Below are 23,231 nucleotides of genomic sequence, written 5' to 3' on the forward strand. Positions count from 1 at the left end.
CTTGTCGTACACAGCTTTTTCAAAAGGAATGAAACAGATCTTCCCCGTAGCTGCTTCGGGGATCGTGGATGGTCTGGTATTTGGGATATTGGCGAGGCAAGCCGGGCTGGGTGTGACGGAGGCGATGCTGTTTTCGCTGCTGGTCAATGCCGGATCCTCTCAATTTGCAGCAGTAGGACTCATCTCTCAAGGAATAGTAGGCTGGCCGATTCTGGTTTCTACGCTCTTGTTGAATGCGCGGCATCTCCTGTACGGATTGTCGCTTGGTCCAAAATTTCGCGGAACGTCGCCGTGGAAGCTCGCATTGATGGGAGGATGGCTCAATGACGAGACGTATGCGCTCAAAGCGACGTATTTGGCATCCGGTGAAAAACCGAGCCTCCCCTATTTCGCCGGGGCGAGTGCTGCGGATTACCTGATCTGGAATGTCAGCACCTTTGCGGGGGCTTGGTTTGGGGCCGTATTTACCCAGACGGAAGCCTATGGACTTGATTTCGCTTTTGTAGCGACGTTTCTCGGATTTCTCGCCGTGAATCTGGTGTCCCCGTTTCATGTGAAAGTGGCCGGGGGTGCTGCTGCGGTGGCATGCATAGGTTACGCTCTGGGCGGAGCGACGGTGGCCGTCATTACCGGGACGTTGACAGCCGTGGCGATTGGGACGCAGACAGCTGCGTTGACTGGGGCGGTGAGCCGTGAACGATAAAGTCTTGCTGTATATCGGACTGATGGCGCTCATCACGTACTTGACCCGTTTTCCCATGCTCTTGATCAGCTCTCGTTGGGAGATACCGGATTGGCTCAAGCGGGGGCTGGCGATGGTTCCGGTAGGCGTGTTCAGCTCCATGACGATTCCCCCCATTCTGTTTCACGCACCGAAAGGGGAATGGAGTCCGGAATATCTCATTGCCGGGATTGCGGCGCTTGTTGTCGGTCTGTGGAAAAAACAGATCGTACTGGCTCTCTTGGCAGGGGTCATCGTGGTTGCGCTTTGGCGTCAGCTGGCGCTGTGGATGTGAAGGAAAGAAAAGCGGCAGCTTGGGACTGTGAGGAAGTCCCGAGCTGCCGTTTTTTCATGAAGGTCGATATCCGAGCAGTGCGGACATTTCCTGTACGGTCTCCAGCGTCTCGTGCAGGATGTCTTCCTGCTGCGGAAGAACGCGATCCGACGGTCCGATGACACTGATCGAAGCGGTCACTTGACCGGCGGCATCGAAGATCGGAGCGGCGATACCAGTGACTCCTTTGTTGCGGCGATTGGAGCTGATTTCGTAGCCGCGCGATTTGATCACCGCCAGATCTTCCTTGAGGGAATCGATCGAAGTGTAGGAGTAAGGCGTGTATGTTTTGAGTGTCGCCTCCTCTAGGATGTCATCCTGAAATTCCTTTGGCTGATAGGCGAGCAGTACCCGTGCCGCAGTGGTCGAGTACAGCGGGAAACGCCGGAACGATTCCACGGTAAAGCGAACCGGATGCGGAGAGTCCACTTTCGCGACGTAAATGGCGTCCCGCGCATCCTTCACGCACAGCACGACCAGCTCGTTGGTGCGGGAAACCAGACGATGTAAATAAGGCATCGAGAAATCGACGATGTCGTGATTTTTCAATACTTTTGTTCCTAGCTCCAGGAGGGTGTAGCCAAGCGTGTACTGCTTGGTTTTTTCGTTTTGGCGGATAAACCCCTCTGATTCCAGAGTGGAGAGCAGCTTGTGCACGGCTCCCTTTGACATCTCTAGCATCTTGCTTAATTCCGTGACGCCGAGTTCTTTCGGCGAGTCGAGGAAAATCTTTAACAGCCGGCAGCTGTTGCGGACAGAAGAGAGCACTTGATCCATGAAACCGTCTCCTTTGAAGCTCATTGCTCTTATTCTACCATAACGAAGGAAACGCTTACTCCTAGAATTGAGCTAATGGTTTTTTTTATGGGACTACCTTGAATAGTCAGATTCCTTTATGGTAGTATAGCACTATCGTTCTCGAATAGCAAACGCTGTTCTCTATTCGTGAACAACTTAGAAAAATCGGGGGTTGAACATTCGTGAAGAAAAAGGCATTATCCGTACTCTCTATTTTTGCTCTGACAGGTTCCTTGCTTGCAGGGTGTGGCTCGCCAGCACCGCAAGCAGCTGCTCCAGCCCAGCCAGCTGGCTCCAAAGACAGCGCTCCTGCACAGGTGCAGCTGGAAGACACGCTCGTCGTAGCAGGTAATGGCGCAACGGTAGAAAAGCTGATGAAGGATGAGTTCTTCAAAAAGTTCAATGAAAAATACCCGAATGTAAAGCTGACGTATGTGTCTGGCGTTTCTACGGAAATCGTGGCGAAAGTCAAAGCGCAAAAGAACTCTCCGCAGATCGACCTGACCATCGTCGAGGGCGGGGAGCAAGAAAAAGGCCGCCAGGAAGGCTTGTGGGAGACCGTATCCGCAGCTGACATCCCGAATATGAAGAATGTGCCGGGTGATTTGAAGATCAAGGATGACAGCGGTGTCGTCGTGAACTTCACTCCGATGGGAATCACCTACAACACCGAGCTCGTAAAAGAAAAGAACCTCCCTGTTCCGAAGTCCTGGAACGATCTGACCAAGCCTGAAGTAAAGGGCAACATCACCATGACAGACGTAGCGAGCAACTTTGGCCGCTCGACCATGATCATGCTGGCGTATGCCAACGGCGGATCGGAGACGAGCATTGAGGCTGGTTTCCAAAAGATGGCGACCATCGCCGGCTACATGCCTACTTTTGCTAAGAGCGCCGCTCAGCTCCAGCAAAATCTGCAGAACAAGAGCGCAGCCTACACCACTTGGACAATGGCTCGCAGCCTGACGCAAAAAGAAACCGGTTTGCCGGTAGAGTTCGTCTTCCCTGAAGAAGGCGGTAACATCGTGCCGAACGTGGCTACCTTGGTAAAAGGGGCAAAGCATCCGCAAGCAGCGAAAGCGTTCATCGATTTCCTTCTGACAGATGAGGTCCAAACCGCTTATGCGACCAAGCTGTTCTACAACCCTGCCACTCCGGTGAAGCTGCCGGACGATGTGGCAAAAACACTGGAATTTGATCGCTCCAAAGTCGTGAACTTCGACTACGAAGTGCTCAGCAAAGAAACATCCAACTGGCTGGATCGCTTCAATAAAGAAATCGCACCAAAAACAGGAAAGTAGGTGTCTTCGTGACCAAGGTGATTGACGTCGAACTACGCGGCATCATGAAAAAATTTCAAAACAATGTCGTGGTTCAAGACTTCAACCTGCAGGTGGAGCAGGGCGAATTTATCTCTTTCCTCGGACCATCTGGTTGCGGTAAGACCACGACCCTGAACATGATCGCGGGTTTCCTCGACCCCGATGGCGGTGATTTGCTGATCAAGGGGCAGCGCATGAATGGCGTGCCCCCTTACAAGCGGGAGCTGGGAATGGTGTTCCAGACCTACTCCCTCTTTCCGCACATGACGGTGGCGGAGAACATCGCGTACGGCTTGAAGCTGAGAAAAGTAGGAAAGTCCGAAATGCAGGAGCGGGTATCGCGTGTGCTGGATCTGGTAAAGCTGCCGAATGTCGCGGACCGCTACCCCAAGCAGCTGTCCGGGGGCCAGCGTCAGCGTATCGCGATTGCGCGTGCGCTGGTCATCGAGCCATCCCTGCTGCTGCTCGACGAACCGCTCAGCAACCTCGACGCCAAGCTGCGGGAAGAGCTGCGCGATGAGCTGAAGCGTCTGCATCAGGAGATCGGCGTGACGACGATTTTTGTGACGCATGATCAGGAGGAAGCCCTGTCCTTGTCTGACCGGATCGTGGTACTGAACCACGGCTTCGTGGAGCAGATCGGTACGCCATTGGAAATCTACAATGAGCCAGCTTCTGAATTCGTTCATACTTTCATCGGAAAGACCAACCGGATGGAGGGCGAAGTGGTCGACATCGCAGGAGATCGACTCACCCTTCGCACCAAAGAAGGAATGACCATCCATGCAGCCAAGCAGCAGCGCCCGTTTGCACAGGGGCAGAAGGTAATCGTCTTTGTAAGGCCGGAAAAAATCACGTTGACCGATGCGGCCGGGCCGGGGATCAATCAGGCAGAAGGAACTCTGCAGTTGGCTTCGTTCCTCGGGTCTTATACCGAGTGCGAGGTGCATGCTGGCGGACACCACTTGTCTGTCAAAGTGCAGATGAGCGACAAATCGGCGGAGCGTGAGGCGGGGACGAAGGTGTTCTGCCAATGGAATCCGGAAGACGTGCTGGTCATGCCAGCAGAGAGGGGATGACGGATGAGCAAACGTCTCTCGATCACACTGCTGACAGCGCCAGCCATGATTGTCCTCTTGGGTGTCTTCCTGATTCCGATGCTCTTGATGCTCATGCTCAGCTTTCAGGATGAAAACGAAGCTTTTTCTCTGAAAAACTATGCCTTGTTTGTGCAAGATCCGTTTTATGTGGAAATCCTGTGGCGAACGATCCGCGTCAGTCTTTGGACTGTGCTCGCTTCGCTGGTGCTCGGTTACCCGGTAGCGATGTACATGGCGCAGGCAACTGGGAAAATGCGCGGAATCGTCACGATGCTGATTCTGGCCCCGCATCTGATCAGTGTGGTCATCCGCAACTTTGGCTGGGTGGTCGTGCTGGGGGAGAAGGGCTGGATCAATGAATCCTTGGTCGCTCTGGGGATTATCGATCAGCCGCTGCGGCTCTTATACAACGAGCTGGGAGTGGTGATCGGCCTGACCGACTCGTTTATCGCCTACATGGTGCTGGCGCTTGCGACGAGCATGTACGCCATCGATCCTTCGCTGAACAAAGCGGCATCGATTCTCGGTGCTTCGCGTGTCCGCACCTTTTTCACTGTGACGCTGCCGCTCAGTCTGCCTGGCATCATTGCGGGAACGACGCTGGTGTTCAGCCTGTCCATGAGTGCATTCGTCACACCTGCGCTGATGGGTGGAACATCCGTCAAAGTGATGCCGGTCATCGCCTACGAGCAAATCATGGCGACGTTAAACTGGCCGCTGGGTGCCGCTCTTGCCTTCCTTCTGTTAGGAAGCACGATCGTGCTCGTTACGCTGTACACCAAGCTGATTGAAACGAAGAGGTACAAAGAGGTGTTTGCGTCATGAAAAAGATCAACATACTAGGGCTCATTACCTTTTTGGTGCTGCTTTTGGTCAATCTGCCGTTTCTGGTCATCATCCCGAGCTCGTTTACGGCTGCAGGGTATCTGGCTTTTCCGCCTGAGGGCTTTTCCTGGCAATGGTATTCCATGATTTTGGACAGGCCGGAGTTTATCGATTCGCTCTGGACGAGTCTCAAGCTGGCGGCCATCACAGCAGTGCTGGCGACCTTCCTGGGCACCCTCGCGGCGTTTGCCTTGTCCAAATACAAGTTTCGCGGGAGTGGAGTGCTCAACGCCTTGATGCTCTCGCCCCTCACCGTTCCATCGTTGATTATCGGGATCTCAGCACTGCTGTTCTTTACACGGATCGGCATCGCGGGGACGTTTACCGGTCTCTTGCTCGCTCACATCCTGATTTCTATTCCGTATGTGGTGCGGCTCGTATTGACTGGTCTCAGCTCCTTTGATTACACGCTGGAAAAAGCGGGATACATGCTGGGAGCTCATCCGTTTCGCGTGTTCTGGGACATCACACTTCCGCTCCTGCGGCCTGCTATCGTGTCCGGAATGATCTTCTCGTTCTTGACGTCGTTTGACAACGTGACGGTTTCGCTCTTTTTGGTGGCCCCGGATACAACGACACTGCCGCTGGCGATTTTCACCTACATGCAGGAGACATTGGACCCGTTGGTGGCTTCCATCTCGTCCGTCGTCATTCTGCTGAGTCTGGTGTTCATCATTCTGCTGGAAAAGGTATACGGACTGGAGCGCCTATTCGGACTCAATTCTCAATCCCACTAAGGAAGAAGAGGCACTATGTCAATTCACACGTATTTACAAGACAACATGACACACTTTCTGAAGTTGCTCGAAGAAGCGGTCAACATGGATTCCCCATCGCGGGACAAAGAGTTGGGTGACCGAATGGCAGGGTGGTTTGCCCTTCAATTTCAACGCTTGACCACAGGGGCGGCGGAGCTGGTCCCGAACTCCCTATATGGGGATCAGGTGCGGTGCACATTGGGCAACGGGGATCGACAAGTGCTGATCATCGGTCACTACGATACCGTGTGGCTAAAAGGAGAAGCGGCGCTCAGGCCCTTCTCCATAAAGGACGGCAAAGCGTACGGTCCGGGCGTTTACGACATGAAGGCTGGAGTGTTGCAGGCGATGTTTGCAATGCGTGCCCTGGTGCAGCTCGACCGCTTGCCGAAGGATAAAAAGATCGTCCTGCTGCTAAACAGCGACGAAGAAATCGGAAGCCCTACTTCCCGCAAGCTGGTGGAGGAGGAGGCATCGAAGTCGATCGCTTGCTTCGTGCTGGAGCCGCCGACAGAGCCATCAGGCGCACTGAAGACGTGGCGCAAGGGAAGCGCTCATTTCACGCTGCAGGTGCACGGGGTGTCGGCCCATGCCGGGGTCGATCATCAAAAAGGGATATCGGCAATCGAAGAAATGTCCAGGCAAATTCAATATCTGCATTCGCTTACCGATTATGACCGCGGGACGACGATCAATGTCGGCACGGTCAATGGCGGGATCGGCTCGAATGTGGTCGCTGATTTTGCCGAGGCGCAAGTGGATGTGCGGATCGTTTCCATGGAGGAGGCTAGGCGGATCGAACGGGTCATTCGCGAGCTGAAGCCGTCTCTCGCGGGGACGACCATCGAGGTAACCGGAGGCATCAGGCGTCCACCGATGGAGAGGACGGAAGAGACCGGAGCGTTGTTTGAGCTGGCTAAATCAATCAGCGATAGCGAATTGGGGCTCGCGCTCGAGGAATCAGGGACAGGCGGGGTGAGCGACGGGAACTTCGCAGCTGCATGCGGCACCCCTACTCTGGATGGTCTCGGCTCCAAAGGAGGATTGGCCCACTCGCCGGAGGAATGGATCGAACTGGGTGAAATATCGGTCCGCGCTGCGCTGCTGGCGCGTTTGATCGAAGAAGTATAGAGAGAAAACAAGGAATAAGAAAAAGGCATCTGCCCGATGTGAGAAGCAAATCACATCGAGGCAGGTGCCTTTTCAATTCTCTCGAGGGCAATCATCACTTGATCTCACGCAGGAAACGGCGTCCGATAAAGAGGGCGAGCATACTGATCAGGACAGCGATCGCTCCCGCGTAAAACGGAATGCTTGGGGCATAGACCTCTGACAGTTTTCCGGCGAGCCATGGAGCGATGGCACCGCCTACGAACCGGACAAAGCTGTACGCGGAAGAGGCGACGGCCCGCTCCACAGGGGCGACGTCCATCACAGAGGCAGTCAGGATCGTATTGATGATCCCCAAGATCCCGCCGGCCAGGATGATCGCGACGACCAGCCCTGTCTGGGAAGTGACGCCAAAACCCATGTAGGCGAGGTCGATGGCCAAAAGCAGAAGCATGGCAAACAGAGTCGGAACAGAACCGAAGCGGTCCTGCAGCTTTGGTGCGATAATGACGGAGGTCACGGCTAGCAGGACGCCCCAGAAAAAGAAGACGAGACCCAGGCTATGCTCATCCATGTGCAGGACAAACGGTGAATAAGCGAGCAGGGTAAAGAAGCCAAAGTTATATAATAGGGCAGTGACGGCCATCGTAAACAGACCAGGGTAGCGCAAGGCGCGGAAGGGATCCAGGAGCGACGTGCGTTTCGCAGGCTTTGGAACATCCTTCAGCAAAACATAGACGGCCAGGAATGCGATGGCCATCAAAACGGATACGCCGAAGAAAGGGCCGCGCCAGCTGATTCCGCCGAGAAGACCTCCAAGGAGTGGCCCGACCGACATACCCAGACCGATTGCGGCCTCGTACAAAACGATGGCGGAAGCTGTACCGCCAGTAGCTACGCTGACGATGACAGCGAGTGCTGTTGAAATAAAAAAGGCATTTCCGAATCCCCATCCGGCGCGGAACCAGACGATCCCGTTGACGGAGCTTGCCATGCCGCCCAAAAAAGCAAAGATGATGATCGCAAGCAACCCGAACAGCATGGTGCGTTTGGGACCGATCCGGCTTGACAGCCATCCGGTAACCAGCATGGTGATTCCGGTCATCAGCATGTAGCTGGTAAACAGCAGCGATACCTGACTAGGAGTGGCATTCAGCTTGCTGGCGATGGCAGGCAGGATCGGGTCTACCAATCCGATCCCCATGAAGGCTACTACGCAAGCGAACGCAACGGCATAAGCAGATTTGGTCTGCTTCAGGATCGTACGAAGTGAATGTGCATCTGAAGACATCTAGTTGTTTCCTCCCTTATATTGTGAAGTCAGCTCGGTTCGTTTGCTGACGATTCTCTCAAGTTTCTCCTCATAGCTTTGCAAGAGCTCCTGCATCCGCTCGATTTTGCTGACGAGCAAATCGCGCTGCGGTGTGAGCGTATCTTCCAATGTTTGCAGCATCTCAATCCGTTTGAGCAGCTCAGGCCCATCCAGATCGCGGTTTTTGTAATGCTCGTTGTAAAAGTCCCGCTGCTCCTCATAAAGCCGGCCGAGCTCGACCATGTTTTTGATTTCGCCCAAGGAGGCACCGAGCAAATCACGCATGTCTTTGACGTAAAGGATCCGCTCTACGTCAGCATCCGTATACATGCGATAGCCGCCCTCGGTCCTCCCCGATGGAGACACGAGTCCCAATTCCTCGTAATAACGGAGGGCTCTTTTGGTCAGTTTGGTTTTCTGTGCGACTTCCTCGATTTTGTACATGCCCTCCCTCCCTTCATTGATCCCTTTCATTTCCCGAATCGTTTGGGGCACAACAATAACTTTAACGTAAACGTTATGGTTTTGCAATGTGAAAACTTCTCGATCTAGGATTTGTTTTCCAAAAAAGAGTTATGCGAGCGGGAGACAGTAGTTTGTTATTGAGAGATAATGGAAGGTAGGTAGTACATTTTCCGAGGAAATGAGGGTGAACACGATGCACTATCGTCGTTTGGGCAGCAGTGGTATGAAGGTCTCTGCACTGGGACTCGGCACCAATTCATTCGGAGGACGAGCAGACGAAGCGACCTCTACACGGATTATCCATCAGGCGATCGATAGCGGAATTACATTTATCGATACCGCGAATATTTACACGAACACGGAGTCGGAGCGCATTATCGGAGGGGCTTTGGAAGGCAGACGGCATGAAGTGGTGCTGGCGACCAAGGCAGGGCTGGTACGCGGCGAAGGACCGAATCAAAAAGGCTCCTCCCGCTATCACTTGCAGATGGAGCTGGAAAACAGCTTGAGACGGCTGCGAACCGATTATGTGGATTTGTACCAGATCCATACGTTTGATCCCGATACGCCATTGGAAGAGACACTGAGGGCACTGGATGACATGGTGCGGTCAGGGAAAGTGCGGTATATCGGGGCATCGAATTACGCGGCGTGGGAACTGGTCAAAGCACTAGGGATCAGTGAGCGGCTGGGGCTGAATCGCTTCGTATCCACACAAGTCAGCTACTCTCTGGCTGACCGTTCACCGGAAAAAGAGCTGGTTCCAGCATGCCTCGATCAGGGAGTCGGCATCATTCCGTACTTTCCGTTGGCAGGCGGGATCCTGACCGGAAAGTACACCTCCACACAGCAAGCGCCTGAAGGATCGCGTGCGGATAAGGAGCCGCGCTTTACCCGGTTTTTGAACGAGGACAAGGTGGCCTTTGGACAAAAGCTGAGCAGCCTGGCAAACGAGCTGGGACATTCGCCTAGCGCCCTGTCTCTCGCATGGCTGATGCATCAGCCAGTCGTCTCCACCGTGATCGTAGGAGCGACGCGCGTGGAGCAGCTGACGGATAACGTCCCCAGTACATCCATCCAGCTGGACGAGTCTACTCGATCGCAGCTGGATCAGCTGAGCGAGCCGTACCGCCATGGAGAGCCTTTCGCTGTCTACCGCTTGTCCTAGCTGCAAAAGGAAATGAAAAACGATCCTCACCCCAAGCATTGCTCGGAGAGGATCGTTTTTTGTCAGATCATTTATTCGGCAGCCATGCTGCTTTCTTTCAGAATGACGTCATGCGCGCCGCCTTCTACCAGACTTGTAGCGGAGACGAGCGTGATGCGTGCTTTTTGCTGCAGCTCTGCGATCGAGAGGGAGCCGCAGTTGCACATCGTCGATTTGATTTTGTGGAGGGTGCGGTCCATGTTTTCACGCAAGCTGCCTGCGTATGGAACATAGGAGTCTACGCCTTCCTCGAACACCAGGCTTTGTTTGCCGCCGGTGTCGTAGCGCTGCCAGTTGCGGGCGCGGTTGGAACCTTCACCCCAATACTCTTTTACGAAGTTGTTCCCGATCTTCACTTTTTTGGTCGGGGACTCGTCGAAGCGGGCGAAGTAACGGCCCAGCATCACGAAATCGGCACCCATCGCGAGCGCCAGCGTCACGTGGTAGTCATGCACAATTCCGCCGTCAGAGCAGATCGGGACGTAAATGCCGGTTTCTTTGAAATATTCGTCGCGGGCAGCAGCCACTTCGATCACAGCGGACGCTTGGCCGCGGCCGATCCCTTTTTGCTCGCGAGTGATACAAATGGAACCGCCGCCGATTCCTACCTTGATGAAGTCAGCGCCAGCTTCGACCAGGTAGCGGAAGCCTTCCTTGTCGACCACATTCCCTGCACCGATGTATACGTTGCTGAAGTTTTCTTTTACATATTGGACGGTTTCTTTTTGCCATTCACTGAAGCCGTCAGAGGAGTCGATCACGAGGACATCCACGCCTGCTTCCACCAGAGCAGGTACCCGTTCCTTGTAGTCCTTTGTGTTGATCCCGGCTCCGACGATGTAGCTCTTGTTGGCATCCAGCAAGGACAGCGGATTGTTTTTGCGAGAATCGTAGTCTTTGCGGAAGACGAGGAAGTCCAGGTTTTGGTTATCGTCCACGATTGGCAGACAGTTCAGCTTGTGCTCCCAGATGAGATCGTTCGCTTCCGAGAGAGAGATTCCAGATTTTCCGTAGATCAGGGAGGAGAAAGGTGTCATGATTTGGCTGACTGGCTTATCCAGCGAATCGCGGCTGATGCGATAATCGCGGCCAGTGACGATGCCGAGCAGCTTGCCTTTTGCAGAACCATCTTCGGTGATCGCGACAGTAGAGTGACCCGTTTGCTCTTTCAGTTCCAAAATATCTTTCAGGGTGTGGCTCGGCGTCAGATTGGAGCGGCTGACAACGAAGCCTGCCTTGTAAGCTTTTGCTTTGCGCACCATGGTCGCTTGGCTTTCGATCGACTGGGAGCCGAAAATAAATGAAATACCGCCACATTGAGCCAAAGCCACCGCCATGTGATGGTCGGATACAGCTTGCATGACTGCAGATGAGAACGGTATGTTTAGTGAAATGGCTGGCTTTTCGCCCTTTTTAAATTTGGTGATAGGGGTGGCAAGGTCAACGTTTTGCGGAGTGCATTCCTTTGTCGTGAGGTTAGGAAGCAACAAAAACTCGTTGAACGTCCGAGATGGTTCTGTGTAATAAAAAGCCACTACTCTCTCCTCCTATGAAATCTTTTTATTAGAGAATTTTACTCATGGTACTGTGAAGACGCAATAACGTCAATAGGGAATCGAAAGGTGGAGTGTTTTCTTGCTAAAATCTCTCAATCCGCGCGAACAGACTGAATTATTCGAACAAATGGAATTGGAAAAAACGTATATTTTCTGCGGAAATTTGCGGCTTCGGAGGGAACGGGCCCTCACCCTCGCAGATACCGGCGAGAGAGGCTTGCAGGCGGCTGGATCGTACCTTCGAGGGATGCCCTTTCACGCTTTCACGTTTTATCTAATAGAAGAAACAGGCAGGTATTCGATAAGAGGGATGCTGGAAGAGTTTCGGGCAAGGCTCGAAGGGGACGACGGGTCGCAAAGGCAGGGAGTTCTCACGGCAGTGGAATCGTGTGTAGAGCGTTTGGAGATTCCTGATGTGATCGAACGAAAAACCATGCTCCTGATGAAGCTCACGGACCCCGAGAAGCTTTTGCCGCGCGGAGAATCCTTTCAGATTGAAGAGGCAAAAGGAAAAGCGGCTGAAGATCTGGCGGCGGCGATCGGCATGCTGAGCTTTCGGGCCGAAGAGATCAAGGAAATGCCGCACATCGCGCTTGCATCCGAGGAAGGTGAGCTGATCGCGATGGCTGGCTTTCACGCCTACGAGGACGACTTCGTCGAGATCGGAAACATCGGAACGGCGGCCGAGTATCGAAAGAAGGGACTGGGCATGCAAATTACCTCGGACATCTGCCGGATCGGACTGCAAAAATCGCCGAACGTGTACTTGTTTGTCTTTGCGGATAATGAAGCAGCGGTCCGTGTTTATGAAAAGCTCGGGTTTGCCACCGTGGAGCGGTATGGATTTGTCACGTTCCAGTGGTAGATACAGCGGAAAAAATCCCCTTTCCATCGAAAGGGGATTTCTCTATGCTGCCTATCCTTTGAACGAAATCGGAATCGTCATCGTAAAGCAAGGACCGTCCGGGTCGTTTCGGGCCACAATGGTGCCTTTGTGTGCTTCAAAGACCGCTCGGGCAATGGCCAATCCCAATCCGTGCTTGCCCGATTTGCCTTTCCGAAAGCGCTGGAACAGGTTGGCGAGCAATGCTTCCTCGATCTGCGGACCGTCATTGGAGATGCTGATGACCGCATTTTGGCCAATCATTCTGCCGGTGATCATCAATCGGCTCTTGGCGTAGCGCAGCTGGTTTTCCATGATGTTGACGAAAGCGGTGCTCAGCTGCTCACCGTCCGCTTCGACGATCAGCTCGGGAGGCAGGTTCAGCTCCCATTCCACATTCGGATTCAGTACAGAAAGGCGCTGCTTCATCAGATGCATCATTTCAGCCAGATCGACGCGTCCGATCTGCATCAGCTGGGAGACCGACTCGATCTTGGTCAAATACAGGAGCTGGCCGACTACCTTCTCCAGCCGCTTGCTCTCTTCCATGATGATCGCAAGTCCCTTTTCCGCCTGTGGTCCCTGAAAGACACCTTCCAGCAGACCCTGAGTATAGCCCTGGATCGCCATGATCGGCGTCTTCAATTCATGGGAGATGTTTTGAATGAAATGGCGCTGGGACTCGTCGTATTCCTTTAACTGATTTTTCATGGAATCGAAAGACCGTGCCAGCTGTCCGATCTCATCTCCGCGATCCATCGTGAGCGGGATATCAAACTGACGGCGGGCGATTTTCTTGCACAGCTCGTCCAGACTGCGCAGCGGCTTGCTCAAGTATCCGCTGAACCAGATGGCCAAGAGCCAGCTGACAAACAGCAGCAGACTGAAGACCAGGAGGAACTGGCGAGTCAGGATGGAGTTGATCTGATTGAGCTCCTGCTCTTTGGAGAACAGGACCATATAGTAAGGGAAGCCGTGGTAGTCCATTCGTTTGCTGACGAACAGATAGTTCTCGTTCCCGCGATCCAAAGTGCCGTGCTGAAGCTGATTGTTCGGTTGGGACGCAGCTCTGGCAAACAGCTCCCTGCTGTCACTGAAAGGAATTCGTTCCGTACTCCGGCTCCCGAGTTCTTTCCCATTTTCCGCGTAAACGATCATATCAAACGAATATTCATAGCGGGATAAGAGCAATTGCAAAAAGTAGGGAGCCGCAGCAGGAACCGGGAGAAGCTCGTTGTTTTCATTAAAGGTGATGTGCTCGGACAGCGTGTAAAACTCGTCTTCGAGCAGCTCGTACGTATTCGAGACCAAATATTGCTTGACCGCCAGCGGATAGCCTACGCCAAGTCCGATCCCGAGCACGCTGGTGAGGATCATGAACAAGATCAGGATTTGCCGGGAGAGCGGCAGGTTTTTCAACAGGAATTTGCTCATATACGCGTCATCCGGTAGCCGAATCCGTAGACCGTCTCCAACGGAAATTTCGGCATTTTTTTGCGGATTCGTTTGACGAGATCATCGACAGCCCTATCCGAGCCGATGTAATCCTCGCCCCAGATGGATGTGAGGATCTGCTCCCGATTCAAGGCCAGTCCCTGATTGTGCAAGAGGTAGATGATCAGTTCGAATTCCTTGGTCGTCAAATCGATCAGCTCTTCCCCTTCTTTTACTTGCCGCCCTTTTTCTGAGATCATATAAGGACCCACATTTACCCAATCCTGAAAGGTCTGTGCCTGAACTGGGGCCGCACCTGGCTTTTCATAGGTGCGCTGGAGCAGCTTCTTGGCGCGGATGACCAGCTCTCGCGGGAGAAACGGCTTCGCCAGATAATCGTCGCTGCCCAGTTCGAGCCCGATGATCTTGTCTACGTCCTGATCGCGTGCGGAGATGAAGATGATCGGCACGTTGGACTTCTCGCGGATGAGCCGCAAAAGCTCGTAGCCATCGATGTCCGGCATCATGATATCGAGGATCCAGAGATGAGGCTGTTCTTCTTCGAGATAGGGCAGCACGTCATTCCCGCTGGAGAACGCCTTGACCTGCAGACCGGCGCTTTGCAAGTACGATTGCAGCAATTCTAGTAGGTTGGTTTCATCGTCCACCAGATAGACGAGGTAGGGGGTATTCATGATTCAGCCCTCGCTTTGCAACTGTCATTTCTTACTGTTTTTATTGTAGCATAGGAAAAATAGCGTTGTGTGGCAGTCCCGTAAGAGAATCGTGGAAAACGTGTGGAAGGCAGGATTCCCTGTGGGCCTCGCGAAAGAGTTAGGGAAACCATCCCAGAAAAATGGAAAGGAGCGATCCCATGCAACGACGCATTTCATCGTCTCTCATGCTGTTATCCTTGCTGCTGCTCACTGCTTGTACCGGTCAGCCTGTCGAGACTCAGCCCAAGCCGGCCCCAGAGCCGCCCGCTCCGATCGTACAGACGCCACCGCCGACAGAGCCGGCACCGCTTCCCTATACGGCCCCGTTAACCGGTCTCGGGAGCCAGGAGCGCCTGGACAGCAAACGCCCCATTATGGTGATGATCAACAACGCTCCGCCAGCACGCCCGCAGTCCGGGATCAGCAAGGCGGATATGATTTATGAAGTACTGGCAGAAGGTGAAATGACACGCTTCCTCTCGATTTTCCAAAGCCAGGAGCCGGACGTGATTGGACCTGTTCGGAGCATACGTCCCTATTTTATCCAAATCGGGATCGGATTTGACGCTGTTCTCGTTCATGCTGGGGGAAGTCAGGAGGCACTGACGGCCTTGGCACGCTCCGATTACAGCCATCTCGATGAAATTCCAAACGGCCGCTATTTCTGGCGGGAGAATTTCCGCAAAGCGCCGCATAACCTGTACACCAAGCCAGACCTGATCAAGCAAGCCATGCAGGATAAGAATATGCGGATGACGTCCGAGGTTCCGCACTTTACGTTCCTTCCAGCGGATGCAGTGATTACCGAAGGGGAGCCTGCGACCAAGGTCGATCTCACTTTCCACTCTCTGAACAAAGCGGGCTTTGTCTACGACGAAAAGGTAAAGAAATACATGCGTTTTACGGCCGGCAAGCCCCACGTGGACCTTAGCGACAACAAGCAGCTGTCTGCGACGAACCTGCTGGTGATTGCAGCCAAGCACCGCGTGCTGGACAGTGAAGGGCGGCGTCAAGTAGACGTAGTAGGCCCTGGCGACGGGTATTTGTTTCAGCAAGGAAAAGCGCGCAAAATCAAGTGGAAACGCTCAGGCGGCGTGATTCGGGCTTACTCGGATACAGCGCTTACCGAGGAGCTGCCGCTCTTGCCAGGAAATACGTGGATCGAGATTCTGCCGACCTCTCCCGGTTTGGCCCAAGCTCTGAAGTTTCAGTAGGAAGAAAGGGTTGCAGACCTCGGCGGTTTCTTCTAAGATAATTCATGAAGGCTTTAACGCTTCAAAATTTCACAGTGAGAAACTGCATTTCGATCCGATAACGGGGTGAATAAATATGCAACTGGAAAAACTGAAGGGCAAAGGAATTGAGCAGCTGTTCGAAGCGGTTCTGTCCTTGGAAACCATGGAAGAATGCTATCAATTTTTTGATGATCTGTGCACGGTAAACGAGATGCAATCACTCGCACAGCGTCTGGAAGTGGCACGCATGCTGCGCAAAGGCTTTACCTACAACCAGATCGAGGCTGAGACAGGAGCCAGCACGGCTACCATTTCCCGCGTCAAGCGCTGCTTGAACTACGGCAATGACGGCTATCAAATGGCGCTGGAGCGGATCGGCAAATAGAGTAGGGGGCAGGCATCGTTGATTGACTATCGCAGTTGGCGCCATACGTTTAAACTAGATCCGGACAAATCCATTGACGACGAGGCTCTGGAGGCGATCTGCGAGTCGGGGACAGACGGAATTATTGTCGGAGGCACGTACGGTATCACCTTTGACAATACGCTCGATCTGATGTCGCGCATTCGTCGCTATGCCGTTCCAGCTGTATTGGAAATATCCTCGCTGGATGCCGTCGTACCGGGCTTTGATTCGTATCTGATACCGCTCGTCATCAATGCGGGAGATCCAAACTGGATTTTTTCTCCGCATGTGTCGGGCCTCAAAGCGTACGGCTCCTACATTCATTGGGATGAAATCATCGCGGAAGGCTACCTGATCGCCAATCCCGATGCGGGTGTCGCCGAGCTGACCCGGGCGCGTCCGATCGAAGATGCAGCGGAAGCCAAAGCCTATGCGCAGGTGGCCACCAAAATCTGCCGTCTCCCGATCGTCTACGTGGAGTACAGCGGCACATACGGTGACCCGCAAATCGTCCGTGCATGCAAGAATGGCGCTGACGAAGCTCATCTCTTCTACGGGGGCGGCATTCGCACACCGCAGCAGGCCGCGGAGATGGCCGCGATTGCCGACACGATAGTCGTGGGCAATGTCATCTATGATGATTTGCAGGCCGCTCTGGCGACTGTGAAAGCTGTAAAGGGGTAACCGAAAGAGACCATGTGAGTGGTCTCTTTTTTTGTACAGGATTTCACGGGAGATGACACGATCTGCTGGTAAGATGGGAGTATGAATCAAAGCCAGCTACAGTAAAGGAGCCTTGCCATGAATCCTGCGATTGAACAAATCATTACGCTGCGAAAAGAAGGAAAGCTGGATGAAGCGATCGCACTCGCCAATAAGCTGGTCGCCGGAGAACCGAACAGCCCGATTGCCCACTACCAATGCGCCTGGTGCCATGATGCGGCAGGGCTGGAGCGGGAAGCCGTCCCCTATTACGAGAAAGCAATTGAACTGGGGCTGGCTCCAGAGGATGATCTGGCGGGGGCCTTGCTGGGACTGGGCAGTACCTACCGCACGCTGGGGCTATACGAGCAGGCAGCAGCTACGCTCGCCAAAGGCAGGCAGCAGTTTCCCCAGGACCGTTCCTTTCCCGTATTCCTCTCGATGGCCTACTACAATCTGGGCAGACACCATGAGGCGATGACGCTTTTGCTGCAAAACTTGGCAGAGACGTCAATCGACCCGACCATCTCTGCCTATCGGAGGGCGATTGTGCATTACGCAGAAGACCTCGACAAGACCTGGTAAGCAGTAAGCAGGAGTTCCAACTCCCCCCGTTGTACATGTACATCAGCGGGGGGTGCCTATGTACAAATTAATTCTGGTAGATGACGAAGAAGATGTGAGAGAAGGGGTCAGTCAGGAAATTGACTGGCATGGCTATGGCTTTGAAGTGCTGGCAAAAGCCGAGAACGGAAAAGAAGCTCTGGACATGGTCGAGCGCTTGAGACCGGATGTGGTCGTGACCGATATCAAAATGCCATTCATGGACGGCCTGCAGCTGGCAGAAGCCGTGCGCCGCCAGTTTCCCGCGACCCGAATCATCATCCTGACGGGCTTTGACGAGTTTGAATATGCACAAAAGGCAGTCAAGCTGCACATCGACGAATACGTGCTCAAACCGTTTTCTGCCGTCGAACTGATCGATGCGCTGATCAAGGTGAAGAACCGGATGGATGAAGAAGCCGCCCATCGGGAAAATAATCAACTGCTCCGTGAGAGCTATCGGAAAAGCTTGCCGGTATTGCGGGAAGTTTATTTGTCCTCCCTTTTGACCCGCCAGCTGACCAGAGAGGATATCCTGGCCAAAGCGGCGGAGTACGGCGTCCCGCTGCATGGATCTGAATTTGTCGTTTCGGTCATTTGCCTGGACCAAAAGAAAAAAGAGGAGCAGCAAATCCTTCTGTTTGCAGTAAAAAACATCGCGGAGGAGCAGGTCCAGCTGGGCTCATACGCGGGCATCGTTTTCCTGCACAATGATCTGGTCGTGCTGCTGCTTCGGAAGGAGGCAGGCCACGAGGAGCGGCTGTATCATCAGATGCAGGTGCTCGGAGAGGAAATACGGCGTACTGTCGAAAAGTACCTGAATGTTACCGTGACAGTGGGTGTCGGGTCGGAGATAAGCGATGTGACGCGGCTGCCCTATTCGTATGAGGATGCGGGGCTGGCGCTGGATTACAAAGGAATCCTCGGAACCAACCGGCTCATTTTCATCTGCGACGTAGAGAAGGAGCCGCGGGAGAGCGTACGCTTCGACGAGAGAAAGGAGCACGAACTCGTCCGCTGCATCAAGATGGGGACCCTGCCAGAGCTGCACGCGATCGTAGAGGAATTGTTTTGCGATGTGGCGGAAGGGAATGTCTCCATTCACGATTACCGTATCTACTTGCTGGAGATCATGACGACGATCCTCAAGACCGCACAGCGAGCCGATGTGGACATGGATCAGCTCTTCGGCGGACAGTCCAATCTGCTCGCGGAGATTACCACGTTTAACAGCGTGCAGGAGGCAAAGGATCGGGTCATCGACATTTGCGAGAAGATCATGGGCAGCATCGCGAGCGGGCGGCACCATACGTACAAGCGTCTCGTCGATCAGGCCATTGCTTACACGCACAAGCACTATCAGTCTCCAGACATCTCCATACACAAGGTGTGCGCAGACCTGCACATCAGTCCCGGCTATTTCAGCAGCATTTTCAAACGCGAGACGAGGACGACGTTTGTCACCTATCTCTTGCAGCTGCGCATGGAAAAAGCAAAAGAGCTGCTGCGAACCACGGATCTGAAGACCTTTGAGATCGCGGAACAGGTCGGCTATACGGATGCCAATTACTTCAGCTTCTGCTTTCGCAAGCACGTAGGTCAGTCAGCCAAAGAGTACCGCAATAGCAGCGGCAAAGAGGAGTAGGGCATGAAAAGGCTCCTGTTTGGCGTTGTGGACGCAATCAAGGCCAAAAGCATCCAGTTTATCATCACCACTTCCTTCACCCTCGTCACTGTGCTCGTCGTGCTGTTTGTCGGCGTGATGCTGTACAGCAAATTTTCGGATACGGCGGAGCAAAACGCGTACCTGAATACGCAGCAAATCCTCGAGCAGGTCAAATACAATCTGGACAGCTATTTGATCGGGACGACGCAAATCTTCGAGCTGGTGGACGACAAGATCAGACGCAGCCAGAGCGTTACCTCGGAAAAGCTGAATGAACAGCTGGAAGCCATTGTGGAAACAAGAAAGGACATTGTCTCGATCGCCGTTTTCAGCAAAAAAGGAGAGCTGCTGATGGGCACTCCTGCCAAGCCGATGCGCAATAACAGCAAGCTGACGGAGCAAAGCTGGTTCCGGTCAGCCATCGACGATCCAAACAACTTGTCTTTTTCCCTGCCGCACATTCAAAATCTGTTCAAGGGCGAGTATACCTGGGTCGTCTCCATGAGTCGGGGAATCACGCTCAAAGGGGAAAACGGGGATATCCCGGCCGTTCTTTTGGTCGATGTGAATTTCAAGGAAATCGATGACCTGTGCCAGCGAGTGGGACTCGGGAAAAAAGGCTACGTCTACATCATCGATCTGGTGGGGAATATCGTCTACCATCCGCAGCAGCAGCTCATTTACGTCGGGCTGAAAAACGAAAATCGGTCCCTGCCGCTGAAGTATTCCTACGGCAGCTATGTGGATGAGACCGAGGGGGAGAAGCGTCTGATCACCATCAAAACGGTCGACCAGCTGGGCTGGAAGATCATTGGCGTCTCCTATATGGACGAGATTGTCACGACCAAAAACGAAATCAGCCGCTTCATTTTCTGGCTGCTCATATTCGTCATCGTCATCGTGCTGTTCGTGCTCTCCTACATCTCTGCGAAAATCTCCAGACCGATCAAAATGCTGGAAAGATCGATGGAGCGGGTAGAGCAAGGGGATTTTACCGCGGGCGGGCCCATTCGCGGGAGCCAAGAGGTGGAGCAGCTCTCTTCGCGCTTTCATTTGATGATGGATAAAGTGCGGGAGCTGATGAACCAGATCATCGCCGAGCAGGAGGCCAAGCGAAAGAGCGAGCTGGAGGTGCTGCAGGCCCAGATCCATCCCCACTTTCTGTACAATACGCTCAACTCTGTGGTACGCATGGTCGGCATCGGAAAGAATGAGGATGTGATTACGACCATCACGTCCTTGTCCAAGCTGTTTCGCATCAGCTTGAGCAGAGGGAAGAGCATCATCACGGTGCAAGAAGAGCTGGAGCATGTCAGGCATTATCTGATCATTCAAAAAATGAGATACAAGCAGAAGTTCGAATACGAGATCGAGGCGCAGGACGAAGTGCTTTCCTGCAAGACGTTAAAGCTGCTGCTGCAGCCGATCGTGGAGAATGCGATCTATCACGGGATCGAGCACATGGCAGACCCGGGATTCATTCATATCTCCGCTTCGCTTTGCGAGGGGAAAGTGCTGTTTCAGGTAAGGGACAACGGTCTGGGCATGTCACCTGAAGTGCTCGATGGGGTGCTGGCGGGGTCCTATAAAAGCGAAGGCGGCTCAGGAGTGGGCATTCATAATATTCACGAGCGAATCCGGTTGTCCTACGGAGAAGGGTATGGACTTGAGATGGAGAGCGAACAGGAGGTAGGGACAGTGGTCAAAGTATGGATTCCCTGCCTGCCGGACGACGCACAAGAGGGCTGACGGCATGGGGACAATCAAGCGATATACGCTGTACACATTGTTGATGCTGATCGCGATCACTGCTTTTTATTCCTGCGAGGCAAAGGTGGAAGACCCGAAGCAAAGCAAGAAGAAAACCGTGGCGCTGATCGTGCGCATGAAGCATGGGGACTACTGGCGGACAGTGAAGCTGGGAGCGGAGATGGCGGCAAAGGAATACGATCTCAATCTCAATTTTTACGCCCCGGATTACGAGGAGGATTCCCAGAGTCAGATGGAGCTTCTGCGACAGGCGACACTCGATGGCTACGATGCGCTGGTAGTGGCTCCGAGCGATGATCAGGTGCTGCAGGAGACAATCGGATTGGCCCAGTCTTCCGTGCCGATCATCACGCTCGATACAGAAGGGCAGCTGCCGCAGGTCAAAAGCTACATCGGAACGGATAATTACGATATGGGTAAAAAAGCGTGCGAAAAAATGGTGCAGCTGATCGGAAAAAAAGGCCATATCGCTTTGGTCGGCACGGGCAGGAGCACGGCGAATGCCGTGAGCCGGGAAAAGGGCGTCCGCGATGTCATCGCGCAAGACAAGCAGGTGGAGCTGGTGCCTGTCGACTACGTCCAGCTGGACAAAAAACTGATCGGGGAGCTGACCCGGGAATTGGTGCGCCACAATCCGGGGGTCAAAGGCATCATCGCTTTGGATGCGAGCACGTCCATTGGCGTAGCGGAAGAAATCGAGAAAATGGGCTTGCAGGAAAAGATCAAAATCGTGGCCATCGACAGTCCGCCGGAAGTGCTGGAGTATCTGCAGGAAGGAGTCATCTCGGCCACGATCATCCAGAAGCCATTTTCCATGGGCTACCTCGGAGTCAAATACGCGCTGGAAGCAAGCGAAGGCAAGCAGGTGCCAGAGCGCGTGGATACAGGGACCAAAGTGATCGACCGCGATAATATGTTTTGGTCTGAAAATCAAAAGCTGCTGTTTCCCTTTGTGAAATAAAAAACTGATGAGGATTTTCATGAAAGAGTGCAGGATTTTCGATAGCAACCGGATTGGAAAACGCTTACATTTTGTATATATCAGATGTTCACATAGGGGATAAAGGGGGAAGTTTTCATGAGAAAGCTAATGGCTACTACGCTGGCAGCAGCGGTGACTCTCTCGGTAGTAGGTTGTTCCCAATCTTCAGGCGGTTCACAGCCGGCAGCAGGCGGGGGCGGCGGCAGCACGGCAGCACCTGCACCAGCGGCGCAAACACCCGCACCGGCAGCACCCGCAGGCAATCCCAAGATCGGTGTCGCCATCTACAAGTTTGACGATACCTTCATGACAGGCGTGCGCAATGCCATTTCCAAAGCAGCAGAAGGCAAGGCAGAAGTGGACATCGTCGACAGCCAAAATGCACAGCCGACCCAAAATGACAAAGTCGATCTGTTCATCAACAAAAAGGTAAGCGCTCTCGCCATCAACCCGGTGGATCGGACTGCAGCCGGCGTCATCATCGACAAGGCCAAGCAAGCCAATATTCCGGTCGTCTTCTTCAACCGCGAGCCGATGCCGGAAGATATGCAGAAGTGGGATAAGGTGTACTACGTAGGAGCCAAAGCGGAGGAATCCGGCACGATTTCCGGCCAATTGCTCGTCGATTACTGGAAAGCGCATCCGGAAGCGGATAAAAACAAGGATGGCGTGCTGCAGTACGTCATGCTCAAAGGGGAGCCAGGGCACCAGGACGCAGAGCTTCGCACCAAGTTCTCGGTCAAAGCGATCGAAGACGCAGGCATCAAGGTGGAAAAGGTCGCCGAAGATACTGCGATGTGGGATCGCGTAAAAGGGCAGGAGAAAATGGCGGCATTCCTCGCTGCTTCCGGCGACAAGATCGAAGCGGTGCTGGCCAATAACGATGATATGGCTCTGGGCGCGATCGAAGCGCTGAAGGCGGCCGGGTACTTTACAAACGGCAAGTACATGCCGGTCGTCGGCGTAGACGCGACAGCGCCAGCGCTCAAGGAGCTGGAATCCGGCACGCTGCTCGGCACGGTGCTCAACGACGCGAACAACCAAGGGAAGGCTACGCTCAACATCGCGGCTGCCCTGGCCAAGGGAGAGACGCCGAACAAGGATACCACGGGCTTTGACATCACAGATGGCAAGTACGTCTGGGTGCCGTACAAAAAAATCACAAAGGAAAATATGAACGACGCGAAATAAATCTTGCCGGCAGGTAGGCCGCAGGAGTTCGGATAGGGCGAGAGAGTCGGTTGATGGAAAAATCGATCTGTCTCT

General features: G+C 53.6%; 23 protein-coding genes. 17 read left to right on the plus strand and 6 right to left on the minus strand.

Going from position 1 to position 23,231, the window contains the following annotated elements:
- Nucleotide 1 precedes the first annotated feature (1 nt).
- Both JNE38_RS30505 and JNE38_RS03465 read left to right on the plus strand, forming a co-directional pair.
- A complete protein-coding gene (locus tag JNE38_RS30505) occupies nucleotides 2-703 on the plus strand; it encodes an AzlC family ABC transporter permease (protein ID WP_238933546.1) in 702 nt (233 codons plus the stop codon).
- Nucleotides 693-1,016 (plus strand): AzlD domain-containing protein, encoded by a 324-nt coding sequence (locus JNE38_RS03465; RefSeq protein ID WP_238933547.1) that lies wholly within the window; start codon nucleotides 693-695, stop codon nucleotides 1,014-1,016. Before JNE38_RS30505 ends, JNE38_RS03465 begins: the two co-directional genes overlap by 11 nt.
- 54 nt (nucleotides 1,017-1,070) lie before the next feature.
- Here the strand turns inward: JNE38_RS03465 and JNE38_RS03470 are convergent, their stop codons facing one another.
- Nucleotides 1,071-1,832: an IclR family transcriptional regulator gene (locus JNE38_RS03470; RefSeq protein WP_203355253.1), complete on the minus strand. Its 762-nt coding sequence runs from the start codon at nucleotides 1,830-1,832 to the stop codon at nucleotides 1,071-1,073.
- A gap of 203 nt (nucleotides 1,833-2,035) precedes the next feature.
- Between JNE38_RS03470 and JNE38_RS03475 the strand changes: the two genes are divergently transcribed.
- From JNE38_RS03475 to JNE38_RS03495, 5 genes are read left to right on the plus strand one after another with little or no spacing between them, the layout of a single operon-like run.
- Nucleotides 2,036-3,154 carry an ABC transporter substrate-binding protein gene (locus tag JNE38_RS03475; protein WP_203355254.1) on the plus strand — a complete coding sequence of 373 codons (1,119 nt, stop codon included), beginning with the start codon at nucleotides 2,036-2,038 and terminating at the stop codon, nucleotides 3,152-3,154.
- An 8-nt stretch (nucleotides 3,155-3,162) separates the two neighbouring features.
- On the plus strand, nucleotides 3,163-4,254 hold the full coding sequence (locus tag JNE38_RS03480) for an ABC transporter ATP-binding protein (protein WP_203355255.1): 1,092 nt from the start codon (nucleotides 3,163-3,165) through the stop codon (nucleotides 4,252-4,254).
- Between the two features lie 3 nt (nucleotides 4,255-4,257).
- On the plus strand, nucleotides 4,258-5,100 hold the full coding sequence (locus JNE38_RS03485) for an ABC transporter permease (RefSeq protein WP_203355256.1): 843 nt from the start codon (nucleotides 4,258-4,260) through the stop codon (nucleotides 5,098-5,100).
- The gene (locus JNE38_RS03490; protein ID WP_203355257.1) at nucleotides 5,097-5,897 is read left to right on the plus strand and encodes an ABC transporter permease; all 801 of its coding nucleotides are present in this window, start codon (nucleotides 5,097-5,099) and stop codon (nucleotides 5,895-5,897) included. Before JNE38_RS03485 ends, JNE38_RS03490 begins: the two co-directional genes overlap by 4 nt.
- A gap of 15 nt (nucleotides 5,898-5,912) precedes the next feature.
- Entirely contained in the window at nucleotides 5,913-7,049 is a 1,137-nt protein-coding gene (locus JNE38_RS03495) for a M20 family metallopeptidase (protein WP_203355258.1), read from the plus strand.
- Nucleotides 7,050-7,143: 94 nt separating this feature from the next.
- On the opposite strand, the gene JNE38_RS03500 is transcribed toward JNE38_RS03495, so the two are convergent.
- Entirely contained in the window at nucleotides 7,144-8,319 is a 1,176-nt protein-coding gene (locus tag JNE38_RS03500; RefSeq protein ID WP_203355259.1) for an MFS transporter, read from the minus strand.
- Entirely contained in the window at nucleotides 8,320-8,784 is a 465-nt protein-coding gene (locus JNE38_RS03505) for a MerR family transcriptional regulator (RefSeq protein ID WP_203355260.1), read from the minus strand.
- Nucleotides 8,785-8,998: 214 nt separating this feature from the next.
- On the opposite strand from JNE38_RS03505, the gene JNE38_RS03510 reads away from it, so the two are divergent.
- Nucleotides 8,999-9,973 carry an aldo/keto reductase gene (locus tag JNE38_RS03510; protein ID WP_203355261.1) on the plus strand — a complete coding sequence of 325 codons (975 nt, stop codon included), beginning with the start codon at nucleotides 8,999-9,001 and terminating at the stop codon, nucleotides 9,971-9,973.
- Between the two features lie 71 nt (nucleotides 9,974-10,044).
- Here the strand turns inward: JNE38_RS03510 and JNE38_RS03515 are convergent, their stop codons facing one another.
- Nucleotides 10,045-11,547: an IMP dehydrogenase gene (locus JNE38_RS03515; RefSeq protein WP_203355262.1), complete on the minus strand. Its 1,503-nt coding sequence runs from the start codon at nucleotides 11,545-11,547 to the stop codon at nucleotides 10,045-10,047.
- Between the two features lie 100 nt (nucleotides 11,548-11,647).
- On the opposite strand from JNE38_RS03515, the gene JNE38_RS03520 reads away from it, so the two are divergent.
- Nucleotides 11,648-12,433, plus strand: coding sequence for a GNAT family N-acetyltransferase (locus JNE38_RS03520; RefSeq protein WP_238933548.1), 786 nt, complete (start codon nucleotides 11,648-11,650; stop codon nucleotides 12,431-12,433).
- A 51-nt stretch (nucleotides 12,434-12,484) separates the two neighbouring features.
- Here the strand turns inward: JNE38_RS03520 and JNE38_RS03525 are convergent, their stop codons facing one another.
- On the minus strand, nucleotides 12,485-13,885 hold the full coding sequence (locus JNE38_RS03525) for a sensor histidine kinase (protein ID WP_203355263.1): 1,401 nt from the start codon (nucleotides 13,883-13,885) through the stop codon (nucleotides 12,485-12,487).
- A complete protein-coding gene (locus tag JNE38_RS03530; RefSeq protein ID WP_203355264.1) occupies nucleotides 13,882-14,580 on the minus strand; it encodes a response regulator transcription factor in 699 nt (232 codons plus the stop codon). Before JNE38_RS03530 ends, JNE38_RS03525 begins: the two co-directional genes overlap by 4 nt.
- A gap of 179 nt (nucleotides 14,581-14,759) precedes the next feature.
- Between JNE38_RS03530 and JNE38_RS03535 the strand changes: the two genes are divergently transcribed.
- The 8 genes from JNE38_RS03535 to JNE38_RS03570 all read left to right on the plus strand — a co-directional run bounded on the left by JNE38_RS03535 (nucleotide 14,760) and on the right by JNE38_RS03570 (nucleotide 23,156).
- The gene (locus tag JNE38_RS03535) at nucleotides 14,760-15,815 is read left to right on the plus strand and encodes a DUF3048 domain-containing protein (RefSeq protein ID WP_203355265.1); all 1,056 of its coding nucleotides are present in this window, start codon (nucleotides 14,760-14,762) and stop codon (nucleotides 15,813-15,815) included.
- Nucleotides 15,816-15,930: 115 nt separating this feature from the next.
- On the plus strand, nucleotides 15,931-16,221 hold the full coding sequence (locus tag JNE38_RS03540; RefSeq protein ID WP_055747723.1) for a YerC/YecD family TrpR-related protein: 291 nt from the start codon (nucleotides 15,931-15,933) through the stop codon (nucleotides 16,219-16,221).
- Nucleotides 16,222-16,239: 18 nt separating this feature from the next.
- Nucleotides 16,240-16,926, plus strand: a complete 687-nt coding sequence (locus JNE38_RS03545) for a heptaprenylglyceryl phosphate synthase (RefSeq protein ID WP_203355266.1) — start codon at nucleotides 16,240-16,242, stop codon at nucleotides 16,924-16,926.
- 117 nt (nucleotides 16,927-17,043) lie between these two features.
- Complete coding sequence (locus JNE38_RS03550) at nucleotides 17,044-17,529, plus strand: tetratricopeptide repeat protein (protein WP_203355267.1); 486 nt, start codon at nucleotides 17,044-17,046, stop codon at nucleotides 17,527-17,529.
- A 58-nt stretch (nucleotides 17,530-17,587) separates the two neighbouring features.
- On the plus strand, nucleotides 17,588-19,192 hold the full coding sequence (locus tag JNE38_RS03555) for a response regulator (protein ID WP_203355268.1): 1,605 nt from the start codon (nucleotides 17,588-17,590) through the stop codon (nucleotides 19,190-19,192).
- A gap of 3 nt (nucleotides 19,193-19,195) precedes the next feature.
- Nucleotides 19,196-20,962, plus strand: coding sequence for a sensor histidine kinase (locus JNE38_RS03560; protein ID WP_203355269.1), 1,767 nt, complete (start codon nucleotides 19,196-19,198; stop codon nucleotides 20,960-20,962).
- A gap of 4 nt (nucleotides 20,963-20,966) precedes the next feature.
- Nucleotides 20,967-21,944: a substrate-binding domain-containing protein gene (locus JNE38_RS03565; RefSeq protein ID WP_203355270.1), complete on the plus strand. Its 978-nt coding sequence runs from the start codon at nucleotides 20,967-20,969 to the stop codon at nucleotides 21,942-21,944.
- 117 nt (nucleotides 21,945-22,061) lie between these two features.
- A complete protein-coding gene (locus tag JNE38_RS03570; protein WP_203355271.1) occupies nucleotides 22,062-23,156 on the plus strand; it encodes a galactose ABC transporter substrate-binding protein in 1,095 nt (364 codons plus the stop codon).
- Nucleotides 23,157-23,231 lie beyond the last annotated feature (75 nt).

The organism is Brevibacillus choshinensis (assembly GCF_016811915.1).
GTDB lineage: Bacteria > Bacillota > Bacilli > Brevibacillales > Brevibacillaceae > Brevibacillus > Brevibacillus choshinensis_A.